Annotated in this window: 15 protein-coding genes; 8 read left to right on the top strand and 7 right to left on the bottom strand. The window is 69.0% G+C overall.

Features of this window, described 5'->3' with window-relative positions; genetic code table 11:
- Positions 1-10 precede the first annotated feature (10 nt).
- Both AC3WOE_RS11395 and ggt read right to left on the bottom strand, forming a co-directional pair.
- The gene (locus AC3WOE_RS11395; protein ID WP_492690524.1) at positions 11-490 is read right to left on the bottom strand and encodes a hypothetical protein; all 480 of its coding nucleotides are present in this window, start codon (positions 488-490) and stop codon (positions 11-13) included.
- Between the two features lie 61 nt (positions 491-551).
- The gene (gene ggt, locus AC3WOE_RS11400; protein ID WP_492690525.1) at positions 552-2,273 is read right to left on the bottom strand and encodes a gamma-glutamyltransferase; all 1,722 of its coding nucleotides are present in this window, start codon (positions 2,271-2,273) and stop codon (positions 552-554) included.
- A 106-nt stretch (positions 2,274-2,379) separates the two neighbouring features.
- On the opposite strand from ggt, the gene AC3WOE_RS11405 reads away from it, so the two are divergent.
- Both AC3WOE_RS11405 and AC3WOE_RS11410 read left to right on the top strand, forming a co-directional pair.
- On the top strand, positions 2,380-3,111 hold the full coding sequence (locus tag AC3WOE_RS11405) for a winged helix-turn-helix domain-containing protein (protein WP_492690526.1): 732 nt from the start codon (positions 2,380-2,382) through the stop codon (positions 3,109-3,111).
- Between the two features lie 157 nt (positions 3,112-3,268).
- Positions 3,269-5,323 (top strand): PAS domain S-box protein, encoded by a 2,055-nt coding sequence (locus tag AC3WOE_RS11410; protein ID WP_492690528.1) that lies wholly within the window; start codon positions 3,269-3,271, stop codon positions 5,321-5,323.
- Between the two features lie 272 nt (positions 5,324-5,595).
- Here AC3WOE_RS11410 and AC3WOE_RS11415 read toward each other — a convergent pair whose 3' ends face one another.
- A complete protein-coding gene (locus AC3WOE_RS11415) occupies positions 5,596-6,348 on the bottom strand; it encodes a Crp/Fnr family transcriptional regulator (protein WP_492690529.1) in 753 nt (250 codons plus the stop codon).
- Between the two features lie 215 nt (positions 6,349-6,563).
- On the opposite strand from AC3WOE_RS11415, the gene AC3WOE_RS11420 reads away from it, so the two are divergent.
- On the top strand, positions 6,564-7,142 hold the full coding sequence (locus AC3WOE_RS11420) for a Rossmann-fold NAD(P)-binding domain-containing protein (protein ID WP_492690530.1): 579 nt from the start codon (positions 6,564-6,566) through the stop codon (positions 7,140-7,142).
- 38 nt (positions 7,143-7,180) lie between these two features.
- Here AC3WOE_RS11420 and AC3WOE_RS11425 read toward each other — a convergent pair whose 3' ends face one another.
- The gene (locus tag AC3WOE_RS11425; protein ID WP_492690531.1) at positions 7,181-7,339 is read right to left on the bottom strand and encodes a DUF3309 family protein; all 159 of its coding nucleotides are present in this window, start codon (positions 7,337-7,339) and stop codon (positions 7,181-7,183) included.
- A 328-nt stretch (positions 7,340-7,667) separates the two neighbouring features.
- On the opposite strand from AC3WOE_RS11425, the gene AC3WOE_RS11430 reads away from it, so the two are divergent.
- On the top strand, positions 7,668-10,274 hold the full coding sequence (locus AC3WOE_RS11430) for a carbohydrate-binding protein (protein ID WP_492690532.1): 2,607 nt from the start codon (positions 7,668-7,670) through the stop codon (positions 10,272-10,274).
- A 1-nt stretch (position 10,275) separates the two neighbouring features.
- Here the strand turns inward: AC3WOE_RS11430 and AC3WOE_RS11435 are convergent, their stop codons facing one another.
- Positions 10,276-11,145 carry a TauD/TfdA dioxygenase family protein gene (locus AC3WOE_RS11435; RefSeq protein ID WP_492690534.1) on the bottom strand — a complete coding sequence of 290 codons (870 nt, stop codon included), beginning with the start codon at positions 11,143-11,145 and terminating at the stop codon, positions 10,276-10,278.
- Between the two features lie 424 nt (positions 11,146-11,569).
- On the opposite strand from AC3WOE_RS11435, the gene AC3WOE_RS11440 reads away from it, so the two are divergent.
- Positions 11,570-12,724: a serine hydrolase domain-containing protein gene (locus tag AC3WOE_RS11440; RefSeq protein ID WP_492690535.1), complete on the top strand. Its 1,155-nt coding sequence runs from the start codon at positions 11,570-11,572 to the stop codon at positions 12,722-12,724.
- 6 nt (positions 12,725-12,730) lie between these two features.
- Here the strand turns inward: AC3WOE_RS11440 and AC3WOE_RS11445 are convergent, their stop codons facing one another.
- Entirely contained in the window at positions 12,731-13,219 is a 489-nt protein-coding gene (locus AC3WOE_RS11445) for a hypothetical protein (protein WP_492690537.1), read from the bottom strand.
- 90 nt (positions 13,220-13,309) lie between these two features.
- Positions 13,310-13,897, bottom strand: coding sequence for a TetR/AcrR family transcriptional regulator (locus tag AC3WOE_RS11450; protein WP_492690539.1), 588 nt, complete (start codon positions 13,895-13,897; stop codon positions 13,310-13,312).
- A gap of 148 nt (positions 13,898-14,045) precedes the next feature.
- On the opposite strand from AC3WOE_RS11450, the gene AC3WOE_RS11455 reads away from it, so the two are divergent.
- From AC3WOE_RS11455 to chrA, 3 genes are read left to right on the top strand one after another with little or no spacing between them, the layout of a single operon-like run.
- On the top strand, positions 14,046-14,441 hold the full coding sequence (locus tag AC3WOE_RS11455) for a VOC family protein (RefSeq protein WP_492690540.1): 396 nt from the start codon (positions 14,046-14,048) through the stop codon (positions 14,439-14,441).
- Positions 14,438-15,310 (top strand): sugar phosphate isomerase/epimerase family protein, encoded by an 873-nt coding sequence (locus AC3WOE_RS11460; RefSeq protein WP_492690542.1) that lies wholly within the window; start codon positions 14,438-14,440, stop codon positions 15,308-15,310. The genes AC3WOE_RS11455 and AC3WOE_RS11460 overlap by 4 nt, the downstream gene beginning before the upstream one ends.
- Complete coding sequence (gene chrA, locus AC3WOE_RS11465) at positions 15,307-16,641, top strand: chromate efflux transporter (protein ID WP_492690543.1); 1,335 nt, start codon at positions 15,307-15,309, stop codon at positions 16,639-16,641. Before AC3WOE_RS11460 ends, chrA begins: the two co-directional genes overlap by 4 nt.
- Positions 16,642-16,688: the final 47 nt, after the last annotated feature.

Here is a 16,688-nt window from a genome sequence, read left to right on the forward strand (position 1 = left end):
CGTGGAAAGCTCAGTGCGAATGGGGAGCCGCGGCCGTGGCCTGGGCGGCCAGGGCGTCGGGGGCGATGTGCAGGCGCAGCCAGGACACGCGGCCGGTCTCGTCTTCGGCCGGGCCGTATTCGAGGCGGCCGGTCAGCGCGATGGGACCGGCCTGGTGGGCGATGAAGCGGTCCCGCTGGCCGTCGGGCAGCAGCACGGTAACGGTGGCCGCGGGCAGGTCGTCGGCGTCGCCATCGGCATGCTCGGCCATGGAGACCGGGCGCGGCGTGAGGAAGAAGCTGCCGGCCTGGGGCTGTTCGCGCTGGACCATGAAGCCCACCAGGCGCACCTCGTGGCCGACGGCGGCCTTCAGCTGGGCCGAAGCCTCCAGCCCGCGCGGGCCGATGGGCTGCATGAAGAAATCGGAGAAGGCCAGTTCGACCGGCGCGGCCTGCGCCATCAGCGGCAGCAGGCTCAACGCACCGGCGATCAGCAGGGAAGGCAGTCGCATGCGAGCCCCAGTCAAAAGGGCTGCATGCTCCCGCGATGCTGTGTCAAATCGATGACGAAGCTCAGTAGCCGAGCGCCAGGCCGCTGTTGCGGCGCGGATCGTTGGCGCCGTAGTAGCGGTTCTTGCCGACCGGCTTGCCGCCCAGCCTGGGCGCGCCGACCAGGATGCTGGCGAGGTGGTTGGCCGGCTGCGGGTCGGCGAACTTCTGGCCCCAGCCCTCGAGGATCTTGCGCGTGTCGGGCGACAGCGCATTCACCTCCAGGTTGGTGGCCTCGGGCAGCCATTGCTGGTGGAAGCGCGGCGCGTCGGTCGCCTCCTGGATGTCCATGCCGTAGTCGATGACGTTGATCAGGGTGTGCAGCACCGCCGTGATGATGCGGCTGCCGCCCGGCGTGCCCACCACCATGACCGTCTTGCCGTCCTTGGTGACGATGGTGGGGCTCATGGACGACAGCGGCCGCTTGGCCGGTTCGATCCTGTTGGCCTCACCCTGCACCAGGCCGTAGAGATTGGGCACGCCGACCTTGGCGGTGAAGTCGTCCATCTCGTCGTTCAGCAGCACGCCGGTCTTGGCCGCGGTCACACGGGCGCCAAACCAGTCGTTCAGCGTGTAGGTCACCGACACGGCATTGCCCCACCGATCGACGATGGAGTAGTGCGTCGTGTTGCTGCCCTCGTGCGGCGCCACGCCGGGCTTGATGTCCTTGGAGACACCGGCCTTGCCCGGGGCTATGACGGCGCGCAGCTGGGCCGCGTAGTCCTTGCTGAGCAAGCGGTCCAGCGGGTTCTTGATGAAGTCGGGGTCGCCCAGATAGCTGTTGCGGTCCACATAGGCGTGGCGCATGGCCTCGATCTGGTAGTGCACCGCCTGGGCCGAGCGGAAGCCCAGCTCCTTGAGCGGGTAGCCCTCGAGGATGTTGAGGATCTCGCAGATGATGACGCCGCCCGAACTCGGCGGCGGCGCCGAGATCACGTGATAGCCGCGGTAGTCGCATTCCACCGGCGGCAGTTCGCGGGTCTTGTACTGGTCGAGGTCGGCCTGGGCCAGGATGCCCTTGCCAGCCTGGCTGGACGCGACGAGGGCCGCCGCCACCGCACCCTTGTAGAAACCTGCCTCGCCCTGGTCGCGAATGGCCTTCAGCGTCGTCGCCAGGTCCTTCTGCACCAGGCGCTGGCCGACCTGGAAGGGCTCGCCCCTGCTGAGGAAGATGGCCGCCGTGGCCGAGTCCTTGCGGAAGTCGTCGGTGGCTGTGTGCAGCATGTCGATGTCGCCCTGGTCCAGGACGAAGCCCTTCTCGGCGTAATGGATGGCCGGCGCGATGACGGCGGCACGCTTCATGCCGCCGTACTTGGCCAGGGCGTATTCCAGGCCCGACACGCTGCCGGGCACGCCGACGGCGAGATGGCCCTGGGTGCTCAGGCCCTTGATGACGTTGCCGTCCTTGTCGAGGTACATATTGGCCGTGGCGGCCAGCGGTGCCTTCTCGCGGAAGTCGAGGAAGGTCTTGCGGCCGTCGGCCAGCTGAATGGTCATGAAGCCGCCACCGCCCAGGTTGCCGGCCGCGGGGTAGACCACCGCCAGCGCATAACCCACGGCCACGGCAGCATCCACCGCATTGCCGCCATCCTTCAGCACGTCCACGCCGACCCGCGTGGCCAGGTGCTGGGCCGTGACCACCATGCCGTTCTCGGCCGCCACCGGGGCCTGCGAGGCCGCCTGGGCCAGGCCCGCCGCGAACAGGGCGGCCGTCGTCAACAAGGAACGCGATTCCAGCAACTTCATGAGGGAACTCCATCCGGGCTGTGGGCGCCGACCTTACCGGGCCCGCCGGCGCTTGCCACTCCCCTGGTTCTAGACGCCCAGACAGGCAGTTAAAGTGACTGCCGCCATGAGCCTGCCCCACGTTGCCGTCCTCGACGACGAACTCGACATCACCCTGCTGCTGGCCACCTACCTTCAGGCCCAGGGCTTTCGGGTCAGCCAGCTGCACAGCGGCCGTTCGCTGCTGGAGCTGATGGCCAGCGACCCGCCCCAGCTGGTGCTGCTGGATCTCGGCCTGCCGGGCGAGGACGGCTTCGTCATCGCCCGCCAGCTGCGCGAGCACTGGCGCTGCGGCCTGGTCATCGTGACCGGTCGCGGCGACGCCATCGACAAGGTCGTCGGCCTGGAAGTGGGCGCGGACGACTATGTGACCAAGCCCTTCGACCTGCGCGAGCTGCTGGCCCGCATCAAGGCGGTGCTGCGCCGCATCATGCCCGCCGAAGCCCCCCCCGCCCCGCTGGCTCAACCCGCGCCCGCCGTGGATCGCGTCCAGCTGCGCTTTGCCGGCTGGTCCCTGGACACCGCCGCGCGCCGCCTCGTCGACCCGGCCGGCAGCGAGGTCGTGCTGACGACGGGCGAGTTCGACCTGCTGCAGGTGCTGGCCCGCCATCCGGGCCGGGTGCTGTCGCGCGACTTCCTGCTCGAGCAGACGCGCGGCCGCGAGGCCGCCCCCTTCGACCGCACCATCGACGTGCTGATCGGCCGGCTGCGCAAGAAGCTGGGCGACAGCGCCGATGAGCCGCAGGTGATCAAGGCCGTGCGCGGCGCCGGCTATCTCTTTGTGCCCGCGGTGACATGAAGCGAAGCCCCTCGTCCAACGAGTACCTTGGCCGGTCCCCCGAGGGGACGGCGATGCTCGCGGCATCGAGCCGCGAGCACATCGCCGGAGCGGGCCGGCTAGGGAGCGGCCCGGCGCTCGGCCCACGGTCCGGGCACTCCGCGATGGAACGACCTGTATGACCGCGCCCGACACCGAAGGCATCTACCGCTCGCTGTTCGCGGCCTATGCCGACGCGCTGCTGCTGGTCGACCCCAGCGGCAGCATCGTGATGGCCAATCCGGCCGCCGCGCGGCTGCTGGGCTATTCGCAGCAGGAATTCGTCGGCCTGCCCGTCGATGCCCTGGTGCCCGACGCCATCCGCCCGCGCCATGCCGCCTACCGCGAAGGCTATGCCAAGCACCCGCGCACCCGGCCCATGGGCACGCAGATGGAGCTGGTGGCGCGACGCAAGGACGGCAGCGAGGTGATGGTCGAGATCGCGCTGAGCCCGCTGGAAAGCGAGGGCACGCCGCTGGTCGTCGCGGCCATCCGCGACATCGGCGCCTATCCGCGCGTCAAGCAGGCCCTCAAGCGCGCCCACTATGCCGAGCATGTGGCCCAGGTCGGCCGCATGGCCGTGGACACCCGTGATCCGCAACTGCTGCTGCAGCGCATCCCCGAAATCGCCATCGAGGCCCTGCAGGCCGACGCGGCCGTCGTCTTCCTGCTCGAGACCGACCGGCTGGAGTTCCGCGTCGCCAGCTGTGCCGGCAACGCGCCACCCGAGGCCGTGGGCAGCCGCCTGCCCAACCAGCCCGACACCCCACCCGGCTTCGTCGTGGCCCATGCCACGCATGTCCTGGTGCCGGACTACGCCACCGAGACCCGCTTTGCGGTGCCGCCGGGCTATCTGGAGGCGGGTCTCGTCAGCGCCCTCGGCGTGCCGCTGTACGACCGCGGCCAGGCCGTCGGCGCCCTGACCGTGCGTTCCCGCCACGCCGACCGCTTCGGCGACGACGAGGTGCGCTTCCTGCAGTCCCTGGCCAATCTGCTGGCAGCCAGCCTGCAGCGCACCCACACCGAGGAAGCACTGAACCACGCCCAGCGCCTGGAAAGCGTGGGCCAGCTGACCGGCGGCATCGCCCACGACTTCAACAACCTGCTGACCATCATCCAGGGCAATCTCCAGGTGCTGGAAGACCTGCCCGCGGTGGCCGGCGATGCGGTGGCGCCGCAACTTGTCGGCGCGGCCACGCGCGCGTCCAAGCGGGGCGCCGAGCTGACCAGCAAGTTGCTGGCCTTCTCGCGCCGGCAGGTGCTGCAGCCCACGCGGGTGGACGCCGGCGCCCTGCTCGAATCCCTGGCCGGCATGCTGCGCCGCACGCTGGACCAGCGCATCCGCATCAGCGTGCAGGTGCAGCCCGGCTGCCCGCCCGTCCTCGCCGACCCCGGGCAACTCGAATCGGCCCTGCTCAATATCGCCATCAATGCCCGCGATGCCATGGCCGAGGGCGGCCAACTGGGCTTCTCGGCGCGGCGCTGCGAGGCCCTGCCGACGGCGCTCAGCGAAGAACTGCAGCTCGGCCGACCGCAGGACTATGTGCAGATCGCCATCGCCGACAGCGGCAGCGGCATGTCCGACGCGGTCAAGGAACGCGCCTTCGAACCCTTCTTCACGACCAAGGAAGCCGGTCGCGGCACGGGCCTGGGGCTGAGCACGGTCTACGGTTTCGCGCGCCAGTCGCGCGGTGCCGTCATGCTGGACAGCCAGTTGGGCCGCGGCACCACCGTGTCCCTGGTCCTGCCCTGCCCCGACGATGCGCGCGAAGAGGCGGCTGCGGCCGCGGGCGGCGGCGACTCGGTGCCTCCGGGGGTGAAGGTGCTGCTGGTGGAGGACGAACCCGAGGTGCGCGCGGTCGTGACGCGCTTCCTGCAAGCCCTGGGTTGCGAAGTGACGGGCTGCGCCACCGCCGAGCTGGCCCTGGCCGAACTGGGCCCGCACCCCTGCCACGAACTGCTGCTGACCGACATCGCACTGGGGGCCGGCATGCGCGGCACCGAGCTGGCCCAGCGCGCCCAGGCCTTGATGCCCGGCCTGGCGGTACTGCTGATGTCGGGCTATTCCTCCGAGCTCCTCCACCCCGAGGAAGCCACGGCCTGGGAACTGCTGCGCAAGCCCTTTACGCGCGAAGCGCTGATGCGGGCGCTGGCCAGGGTCCTTGCAGCCCCTCGCCCGATCCTGCCCAGCTGAACGCGGGCAGGCCCGGTCGGTCTTGCAGACCGCGCAGTCGCCAAAGCGCCTGCTCTTCGGCAGGCACATGCCGCCCACCGGGCGCCATGTGTCCGGCCTCAGCCCCCGAGGGGACGGCGATGCTTGCGGCGTCGAGCCGCAAGCACATCGCCCTAGGCGGGCCGGCTAGGTGAACTGGAGTCGGACACAAGCAGTCCCTGCGGACTGCTTGTGCCTACGGAAGGCCATGGGGCTCTGGCCCATGGCAGGCCCGGCGCTCGGCCCGCAAGAGATCATTGCAGCGTCGTGCTGATCGGCGTGACGCTGCGCTGCACATAGCCGCTCAGCGCATCGACGTCGGGGATGCGGATGTCGCGGCGGCCGCGTTCGGTGAAGGCGATCAGGTCCTCGCGCGACAGCTTGGTCAGCGCGCGGCTGACGGTCTCCACCGTCATGCCCAGGTAGTTGCCGATCTCGGCACGCGTCATGCGCAGCGTGATCTGGTCAGTGCGCAGGCCGCATTGCGCCATCGATTCGGCCCAGTAGCGCAGGAAATCAGCCACGCGGGCGTCGGCCGACAACGTGCACAGCGACAGCAGGGAGTCGCGGTCACGGCTGATCTCGCGGCTCATGGCGGCGTGCAGCAGGCCGAGCAGCGGCACGTGGCGGGCGCTGGCGGCCAGCAGGGCGTCGTAGCGCACGCTCCAGACCTCGCCGGTATCCAGGGCGACGGCGTCGCAGCCGTAGCGGCCGGTGGCGATGCCGTCGAAGCCCAGCCAGTCGCCCTTGAAGTGCAAGCCGACCACCTGCTCGCGGCCATCGGCGGCGAAGTTGATGGTCTTGAAGAAGCCCGAGTTGATGACGTGCAGGCAGGCGAAGTCGTCGCCGCTGCGATAGATGCTGTCGCCGGCATGGACGATGCGGCGCGTGATCTCCACATGGGTCTGCAGCCCCTGCAGCGTGTCGGCGATGCGCTGGGGCACGGCGGCAGCCGTCGCACGCAGAGCGGGGCGGGTGGCGGCGGAGGTCATCGTGGCGGTCAGCATTTCGGGGCTCCTGGGGGGCGTGATTCGATGGACAGAAGCTTAGAAATCGGCCAACAACGGCCGACCAATGGCCAACCTCACTGGGTAACGCTCGGTAAACCGACGGTAAACAGCAAGCTGCGCCTTGATCTGCGTCAGCCCCGCGCCGGGCCCGGCCGCATAGCCTCGGCTGGTACGCATCGGATGCCATGCTCAACCACCACACACTCCGGTCATTGGAAGGACTGACCCGCAGCGATCTGCAGACGCTGATCGGCAGCGCCCGTCAGTTCCAGCGCGCCACAGCCCAAGCTGGCGGCGCGGCCGCGCCCTTGCGAGGCAAGAATCTCGCCCTGCTCAGCAACGACCATGGCAGCGCCGACGCCAGCGCCTTCCTGCGCGCGGCCACCGAGTTGGGCGCCCAGGTGGCGCGGGTGCGTGCCAGCACCCCGGGCGAGCCCGGCCACCGCGACCCGCGTGACACAGCCGGCCTGCTGGGCCAGCTCTACGACGCCATCGAGTGCCAGGGCCTGAGTGCCGACGAACTGCGCCAGCTCGATCGCGACTGCGGCGTGCCCGTGTTCGACGGCATTGCCTCGCCCGCCCATCCCTTGCAGGCCATTGCGCTGCTGATGTCCCTCCAGGAAACGCAGCAGGACCCGCTGCGCGCCCAGGGCCCGGCCCGGCGCGTGGCCGAGCTGCTCGGCCTGCCCCTGGCTGATGCGAGCCTCCCGCAGCCGCCGGCGCGGGAGGAGGCCGTGGCCCGCAACCGCCACCACCTGCTGCAGGCGGTGCTCAGCTGCACCCTGGCCTAGGCGGCCCGGCGGGAGCGGACCTGCAGGCGCTGCAGGCGCTACAGGCGGCCCATCAGCAGCAGCACCAGCACGATGAGCAGCACCAGGCCGAGGCCGCCGGTGGGGCCATAACCCCAACCGCGGCTGTGCGGCCAGGTCGGAATGGCGCCGACCATCAGAAGAATCAACACGATGAGCAGAATGGCACCGAGGCTCATAGCCATCTCCTTGTTGGGTGGGCTTGGCGGCTCGAGGAGGAAGACTCGAGCCTGTGACGACTCTCTGCGCAGGGCCGCGCCCGAGGTGTAGGACTCGGACGAGCTGCTTGTAGGCCGCAACGCGGCGGCGTGGCCACTCCGGACGCTCGTCCCCCCGGCCGAAGCGGCGCCGCGGGCGCGCATAGTGGAACCGATTCCACATCGCAACCCGTGATTTCACGCAGGGAAACCACCTCTCCCTAGGAGCCACCCCAGGTTCTGTTGACAGTCGCGGAACACGTCCCGGATACTGATTGGAACCGGTTCCAAATCAAAACGGAGACAAGACGTGGCAAGACGATGGTTCGTGGGTGGCGCCGCCGCCCACCTGGGCAGTTCCGCGCGCGGCGCATTGCTGGGCGGCCTGATGGGTGCTGCCGTTCTGACGGGCTGCGGCGGTGGCGGCGGTTCGCCCGCTCCCAGCCCGGCGCCTGCCCCGGCACCCGCGCCAGCACCGGCGCCGGCCCCTGCTCCCGGCGACAACCTCACCCAGCTCAAGACCGACGGCAGCAAATGGGTCAACGCGAGCGGCAGCCAGGTGCTGCTGAAGGGCACCAACCTGGGCAACTGGCTGGTCCAGGAGTTCTGGATGATGGGCCAGGGCGGCAACGGCGTGACCGACCAATGCACCCTCGAGGCCAAGCTGACCGAGCGCTTCGGCTATGACGAGAAGGAGCGCCTGATCAAGCTCTACCGCGACAGCTGGATCACCGAGCGCGACTGGGACCAGTTGAAGGCCTTCGGCTTCAACGTCGTGCGCCTGCCCATCCTGTGGAGCGTCATCGAGGACGAGAAGAAGCCCAAGACCCTGCGCGCCGACGCCTGGAAATACCTGGACTGGAGCATCGCCCAGGCCAAGAAGCGCGGCATCTACGTCATCCTCGACCTGCACGGTGCCGCCGGCGGCCAGACCCCCAACGACCACACCGGCTGCGCCGGCCAGAACAAATACTGGACCGATGCCGACGCGCAGGAGCGCACCCGCTGGCTGTGGCAGCAGATCGCCGCCAAGTACAAGGACGAGCCGGTCGTCGCGGCCTATGACCCGCTCAACGAGCCCTGGGGTTCCACCCCCGAAGCCATGGTGACGCGCGTCGAGGACCTCTACAAGACCATCCGCGCCGTCGACGACAAGCACATCGTGCTGCTGCCCAGCCACTACGGCAGCATCGACGCCTACGGCAATCCGACGTCCAAGGGCTTCACCAACGTCGCCTTCGAGATCCACCCCTACCCGGGCCTGTTCGGCGACCGCCCGGGCGACACACCCTACATGATCCACCGTGACTGGCTGCGCTGCGGCCCGACCGGCACGACGGGCGTGTGCGCCTACAACAAGCAGGTTGGCGATCTGAAGATCCCGCTGCTGGTGGGCGAATTCCAGCCCTGGCAGGGCGCCGGCCTGGACCTGGGCGGCCAGATCGGTCGCGCCAGCTACGACACCTACGCGGGCTACGGCTGGGCCTCCACCTCCTGGTCCTACAAGCTGGTCAGCCCGGCGGGCGGCTCGGGCAAGGGCACCTGGGGCATGGTCACCAACGCGGCGAACACCAACTTCGACAGCGGCGTCGGCCTGGTCGCCAAGGCCAGCACCTGGGACTGCGCCGGCTGGGATTCCAGCTTCGCCAATGCCTGCGCGGTCAAGGCCCCGACCATCAAGGTGGGCGGCACCGGCGCCAAGACCTATTACTTCGTCATCAAGACCGGCGCCAACAGCGGCAGCAACCCCGATGTGAGCTTCGACAAGATCAGCATCACCAACACCGCCACGAACGCGGAAGTCGTCACCAACGGCGGCTTCGGCTCGAACAGCGGCTGGACCGCGCTGACCATCAGCGGCAAGCTGAACCTGGACTTCAACGCCACGGCCGCGGGCAAGACCCCGACGGGCAGCGATGGCGGCGTTCTGCGCGTGACCCGCCCGGATGGCGTGACCGGGGAAGTCAACGGCGGCGTCTACCAGGCCATCACGCTGCAGGGCGGCCAGACCTATGCCCTGAACGGCGTGTTCAAGGACAACGGCAGCGCCAACACCTGGGCCGAGATGTATCTGCTGGACAAGGAGCCGGTGCAGGGCAAGGACGTCATCGACATGACGGGCAAGGTGGACTTCGCCACCGCGACCGTCACCGAGATCGAGACCCTGTTCAAGAGCTTCGCCACCCAGGCCCTGGAGCCTCACTCGGGCCTGACCCAATGGCTGGCGAGCGCCACGGCGCCGGAAATCTTCCAGCTGCCGGCACGGCCCGCGGGCCTGAAGCTGGTGGAGGGCAACAACAGCAATGCCTTGAGCTGGACCGCCAGCGCCGACGCCAAGGTCACCGGCTACAACGTCTACCGCGCCAACGGCGCCAGCGGCAGCTACACGAAGATTGCCGACAAGGTCGCCACCGCCAGCTACACGGACGCCACGGCAGCGAGCGGCACGACTTATTTCTATGTCGTGACCTCACTGACCGCCGTCAACGAGAGCTACTACAGCGACGCCGCCAGCACCGCCATCCAGTCGGTTGCCGTGCCGGCCACCCTCCAGGCGGAGGCCTTCACCGCCATGAGCGGCGTCCAGTTGGAGAACTGCAGCGACACCGGCGGCGGCCAGGACGTCGGCTATTTCGACCCCGACGACTACATCGAGTTCAAGATCAGCGTCGCCACGGCCGGCAACTTCAGCCTCGACTACCGCCTGGCCACCGCCAATGGCAGCACCGGCTTCGAAGTCTGGGTGGACGGCGTGAAGGTGGTCAATGCGATGGAAGTGCCCAACACCGGCGGCTGGCAGACCTGGGTCACCAAGACCAGCGCCGCCTTCGCCATGACGGCCGGCAACCACACCCTGCGCCTGAAGTCCGTCGGCAAGGAGTGGAATATCAACTGGCTGCAGGTGAAAGCGCAGTAGGTCAGTACGGCCGGTCGCCCTCGACCGTCGTGCGGTGCAGGCGCCGCCGCAGATGGTCGGGGCAGCCGGCCGCGAGATGCAGCACCGAGCGGTTGTCCCAGAACACCATGTCGTGGGGCTGCCAGTGGTGGCGGTATTGCAGTTCGGGCCGGGCCGTCCAGGCGAACAGCTCGTCCAGCAGCGCCCGGCTCTCGTCCTCGGGCAGGTCGACGATGCGGGTCGTGAAATGCTCGCTGACGAAGAGGCCGAGCCGCCCCGTCTCCGGATGGGTGCGCACCACCGGCTGCACGGCAGGCAACACTCGCGCTATCTGCTCGGCGCTGAGCTTGGGTCGCCAGGGGTTGCGCTCACGCAATTCCTCGTACTTGGCGAGGTAGGAGTGCTCGGCCCGCAGGTGGCGCACGCGCGCCTGCAACTCGGGCGGCAGGCCCTCCCAGGCGGCGTGCTGGTCGGCGAACAGCGTGTCGCCGCCCTCGCTGGGCAACTCCTGGGCCAGCAGCAGGGACCCCAGGCTGGGCATTTCCTTGTACGACAGGTCCGAGTGCCAGAAATGGCCAGCGTCACCGAGGCCGACCGGCTGGCCGTTCTCGACGATGTTGGAGACGATGAGGATCTCCGGGTGGCCCTGCAGGTGGAACTGGTGCAGCACATGGATTTCCAGCGCCCCGAAACGGCGGCTGAAGGCGATCTGCTGCTCGGGCGTGATGCGCTGGTCACGAAAGACCAGCACATGGTGGTCCAGATGCGCCCGGTGGATGCGGCGAAAGTCCTCGTCGCCCAGCGGCTGGCTCAGGTCCAGGCCCAGCACCTCGGCGGCGAAACTGCCGGGCAGCGGGCGGATGTCGATGCGGGTCAGGGTTTCGCTGCTCATGCTGCGGCCACGCCAGGGTCGATGAAAGGCCCATGATGGCCCAAGCACGGCCGTCGGCCAACGACGCAAAACCGGGGCCCTCATGCGGTTTGCGCCGCAAGAAAAAACCCTCCGGCCCGGAACGGCCCGAAGGGTTGAATCCACCCGGAGGGGCGGAGGAGACAAACAGTACAGCCCGACCTTAACGCCGCGCGGTCCCTCAGAGCAATCAAGTTCGCGACTGAACGCATGCCGAAACCATCGAAAGGTATGAGCTGCGGTGAGGGTTCACGGCCCGCCAGGAGAGCTGCATGACCGCCAAGAACACGCACTGCCTCTGGCACGACCGTGACGCCGTCGATGCCGCGCGCTTGCATGCCGAGACCTTCCCCTGAGATCGCAGGCCGCGGTTGAGCGCGGTCGAAGGCCCGGAGAATCAGCGGCCATGAAAGCCCTTCTTGCCGCCGCAGGGCTGCTGGCAGCGGTTCTGCTGACCGGCTGTGCCCACCCTCCCGGCCTCGCGCCGGCGCCCCTCGCCGAGGCCGACGCCGCCGTCGAGCGCTTCATCGCCCTGGGCGCCCTGCCCGGCGCCGCGCTGTGGATGGAGCGCATCGGCCAGGGCAGCCACCATCGGGCCTACGGCCAGCGCGCCGTCGATCCCGCGCCCGAGCCGCTGGACGAAGCCACCGTCTTCGACGCTGCCTCGCTGACCAAGCCCATCGTCACCGCCACGCTGGTGCAGCTGCTGCGCGAGCGCGGCCAGCTCGACGTCGAGGCGCCGCTGCAGCGCTACCTGCCCGGCTGCGGCGGCGAGGACAAGGCCGGCATCACGCTGCGCCAGCTGCTGACGCACAGTTCGGGCCTGCCCTCGGGCCTGCCACGCAACGGCGCCGGCGACTGGGCGGGCCGGGAGGACGCGCTGCGCATCGCCTGCGCCCTGCCGCTGGCCGCGGCGCCCGGCACGCAGTTTCGCTACTCCGACGTCAACTTCATCCTGCTCGGCCTCCTCGTCGAACGCGTCAGCGACACCACGCTGGACCGCCTGGCCGAGCAGCTGATCTTCCGGCCCCTGGGCATGAAGGACAGCGGCTATCTACCGCTGCGCCGCATGGCGGCCGGTCGCATCGCGCCGACCGAGAAGCTGCCGGACGGCCAAGTGCTGCGCGGCGAGGTGCATGACCCGACGGCCCGCAAGATGGGCGGCGTGGCCGGCCATGCGGGCCTGTTCACCACGACGGCCGACCTGGCCCGCTTCGCCCGCATGCTGCTGGGCGGCGGTGTGGCCCAGGATGGCCGGCGCCTGCTGTCGGCCGACAGCGTGGTGCTGCTGACCATGCCCCAATCTCTGCCTCAGCTTGCCGAGAAGCGCGGCATGGGCTGGGACATCGCAACGCCCTACTCCCGGCCGCGCGGCAGTCTGTATCCGCCCACCAGCTTCGGCCATACCGGCTTCACGGGCTGCGCCCTGTGGATGGACCCGGCCAGCAAGAGCTTCTTCGTGCTGCTGTCCAACCGCGTCCACCCGACGGCCGGCACCAATGTGCTGCCGCTGTATGGCGAGCTGGGCACGCTGGCGGCGCGGGCGGCGGGCCTGAACTGAGCTGCGTCATCGCGCCGATCGGGTTTCCCTGACCTGCAGCGCGAAGCCGACCAGGAAGACCACCAGCCAGGCCAGCAGCGAGGTCCGCACCAGCGGATCGTCGGGTCCCGTGGCCAACGGCCCCGCCGCCGGCAGCCGGGTGAGCGTCTCGTTGATGCCCGGCACCAGCAGCAGAAAGAAGCTCGCGGAAAGCCCCAGCGTCTTCAGGTGTGGCGCCAGTCGGCCCGGCAAGCGCAGCCGCGGCACCAGCAGCGTGCCGCCGAAGGCTGCCAACAGCGCGAGCACGCCCAGCACATGGCCGGCATTGATGCCACCGGTGCTGGACAGCCCGAAGGAGGTCAGCACCGACAGGGCCAGCCCGAACAGGTAGACCTGGCCGGACCGCTCCGACGTCTGGATGCGATGAAAGCGGACGAATCCATACAGGCCGGCCAGCACCGGCACGAGGCTGATGACGGTGTGCACGGCACCGAGGGATGAAAGCGGGTGAGGCATGACATGGCTCCGATTGGAAGTTAACCTACTAGTTGATAGATTGATGGATCAAAGGAAAGGCGGTCGAGCCGCCCATGGATGAAAGCGGGCTCAGCTCGGCTCGGTCAGCTTCAGGATGGCGGGCTGGACGATGATGGCGAAGGCCTTGGGATCGTCCAGGGCGCGGGACATCAGCATGGCGCCATGCACGACGGCCATGAAGGCGCGGGCCGACACCACGGGGCTGTTGAGCAGTTGGAACTGGCCAAGCGCCGCGCCCCGCTTGAGGACCGAAGCCACCCAGGTGTTCAAGTACTGGAAATGCGCCTTCACCTCGACGGCCACTTCTTCGGGGATGGTCGGCATCTCGGTGGCCAGCATGGCGCAGATGCAGAAAGGCGACTCACCACTGCGGATGCAGGCGGCCCAGTAATCCGCATAGGCATTGAGCTCCGCCAGCGGGTCGTCGATCTCGCGCTCCAGCGACGCCAGCCCCTGCCTGGCCTCCTCGCGGTACAGGGCCACCACGGTCGTCACCAGCACGGCCTTGCTCGGGAAGTGATGGTGGATGCTGGCCTTGGTGATGCCGACCCGCTCGGCCAGGTCGGCATAGCTGAAGCTGTTGTAGCCGCCGGCGACCAACAGCGCGCGCGTCTGAGCGACGATCTCGGCGGCCTTGGGAGAGAGTTCTGCGGTCACGGCATGTCGGAGCTGTCGAATGCAGCCAGTCTACTAGTTGGTAGACAACTTGTCAAAACCGTCGAACTTGGCGAGCGTCCCGGCGGCCCGCCGGCGCTCGCGCATAGACTGCCCGCCGAGCGCAGGACGCCAACAGCGAGGAGACGACATGTTCAATCACATCATGGTGGGCAGCAACGACATCGAGCGGTCCAAGCAGTTCTACGACGCGGTGCTGGGCGTTCTCGGCGCCGGCCAGCCCGTGCGCAACGTCGCAGCCTCGGGCCATGTGCGCCTCTTCTACCGCCACAACGGCAGCACCCTGGCCATCAGCCAACCCATCAATGACGAGCCGGCCAGCTTTGCCAACGGCGGCACCGTCGCCTTCAAGTGCGATTCGCCCGCGCAGGTGAAGCAGTTGCACGACGTCGCCGTCGCCCACGGCGGCACCTCCATCGAGGAGCCTCCGGGCCTGCGCGAGCACAGCCTCGGCAACTTCCACCTCGCCTATGTGCGCGACCCCGACGGCAACAAGCTCTGCGCCATCTACCGGGTGCCTGCATGAACGTGGACCGGCGCCTCGTCCTGCAGGGCCTGCTCGCGGCCGGCCTTGCTCCGGCCTGGGCCGCCGATGCCCCGCGCATCGCCCGGCCTGGCGTGCAGCTCTACACCGTTCGCGATGAGCTGAAGCGCGACTTCCGCGGCACCCTCCAGCGCATCGCCGCCCTAGGCTATCGCGAGGTGGAGTTCGCCGGCTATTTCGACCAGTCGCCGCAGCGCATCCGCGGCTGGCTGGACGAACTGGGCCTGGCCGCGCCGTCGGCCCATGTGAACGACCGCCTGCTCGGCCCCGAAGGCGCCGCCATCATCGACGCCGCCAAGACCCTGGGGCATCGCCACCTCGTCTTTCCCTGGGTCGACGAGGCCCGGTGGCGCGACCTCGACGGCTGGAAGCGCCGCGCCGACAGCTTCAACCGCGCCGGCGAGCTGTGCCGCCGCGCCGGCCTGCAGTTCTGTTATCACAACCACCATTTCGAGTTCGCGACGCTCGAGGGCCAGCGGCCCTATGACCTGCTGCTGGCCGACTGCGATGCCCAGCTGGTGAAGATGGAACTGGACCTGTGCTGGGCCGTGGCGGCGCGGCAGGACCCACTGGCGCTGATGCGTGCCCACCCGGGCCGCTTCCCCATGGTCCATCTCAAGCAGCTCAAGGCCCTGCCGCCGCTGGTCGGCGGCGATGTGCTCAGCCTCAAGATGGACGACGCCTTCGCGCAGATGACCGAAGTCGGCCCCGGTGTCGTGGACTTCGCCGGCCTGCTGGCCGACCCGGCCAGCCGCGGCATCGAGCACTTCTTCGTCGAGCACGACCAGCCAGCCGCCGCGCTGGCCAGCATCGAGACCAGCCTGCGCTGGCTGAACACGCTGAAGCAGTGACAGCGGCACCAGCGCCCATCGCCTTCTGGGAGGCCCTGGGCTTCTGGCTCAAGCTCGGCTTCATCAGCTTCGGCGGGCCGGCCGGGCAGATCGCCATCATGCACACCGAGCTGGTCGAGCGGCGCCGCTGGATCAGCGAGCAGCGCTTTCTGCATGCGCTGAACTACTGCATGGTGTTGCCGGGACCCGAGGCCCAGCAGCTGGCGACTTATATCGGCTGGCTGATGCACCGCGGCTGGGGCGGCATCGTGGCCGGTGGACTGTTCGTGCTGCCCTCGCTGTTCATCCTCGTCGCGCTGTCCTGGGTCTACCTGGCCTTCGGCAAGCTCGCGCTGGTGGCGGGGCTGTTCTACGGACTCAAGCCCGCCGTGACGGCCCTGGTCGTGCATGCGGCCCACCGCATCGGCACGCGGGCGCTGAAGAACGCCTGGCTCTGGGGCATCGCCGCCACAGCCTTCGTCGCCATCTTTGCGCTGGACGCGCCCTTCCCTCTCATCGTGCTTGGCGCCGGTCTCATCGGCCATGTCGGCGGCCGACGCGCGCCGCAGGTCTTCGCCCTGGGTGGCGGTCATGACGCCGCGAAGCAGAGCTACGGCCCGGCGCTGATCGACGACGACACCCCCACGCCACGCCATGCCCGCTTCAGTCGCGGCCGCCTGGTGCGGGTGCTGGGCATCGGCCTGGGCCTGTGGCTTGTCGCGATGGCCGGCCTGGTGCTGGCCTGTGGCTGGCAAGGTGCTCTCGCGCAGATGGGCTGGTTCTTCACCAAGGCCGCGCTGTTGACCTTCGGTGGCGCCTACGCCGTGCTGCCCTATGTCTACCAGGGCGCCGTCGAGCAGCACCAGTGGCTGACCGGCACGCAGATGATCGACGGCCTGGCCCTGGGCGAGACGACGCCGGGGCCGCTCATCATGGTGGTGGCCTTTGTCGGCTTTGTCGGCGGGTGGACGAAGCAGCTCTTCGGGCCCGACGCGTTGTTCCTCGCCGGCGCGGCCGCCGCCAGCGTCGTCACCTTCTTCACCTTCCTGCCGTCCTTCGTCTTCATCCTGGCCGGCGGGCCGGTCATCGAATCCACCCACGGCAAGCTGCAATTCACCGCGCCGCTGACAGCCATCACGGCGGCCGTCGTCGGCGTCATCCTGAACCTGGCGGTGTTCTTCGCGTATCACGTGCTGTGGCCGCAGGGCTTTGGCGGGCGCTTCGACGGGATCTCGGCCCTGATCGCGGTCGGCGCCGGCGTGGCGCTGTTCCGCTTCAAGCTCGGCGTGATGCCGCTGCTGGGTCTGTGCGCCGCGCTGGGCCTGGCCGCGTCCTGGCTCTCCGGTCAGTGAAGACCACGCGCCGGGCGGGCCGCCTGGGGCCTGCGGCTATCCTTTCG

Source organism: Roseateles sp. FW305-36 (genome assembly GCF_058787015.1).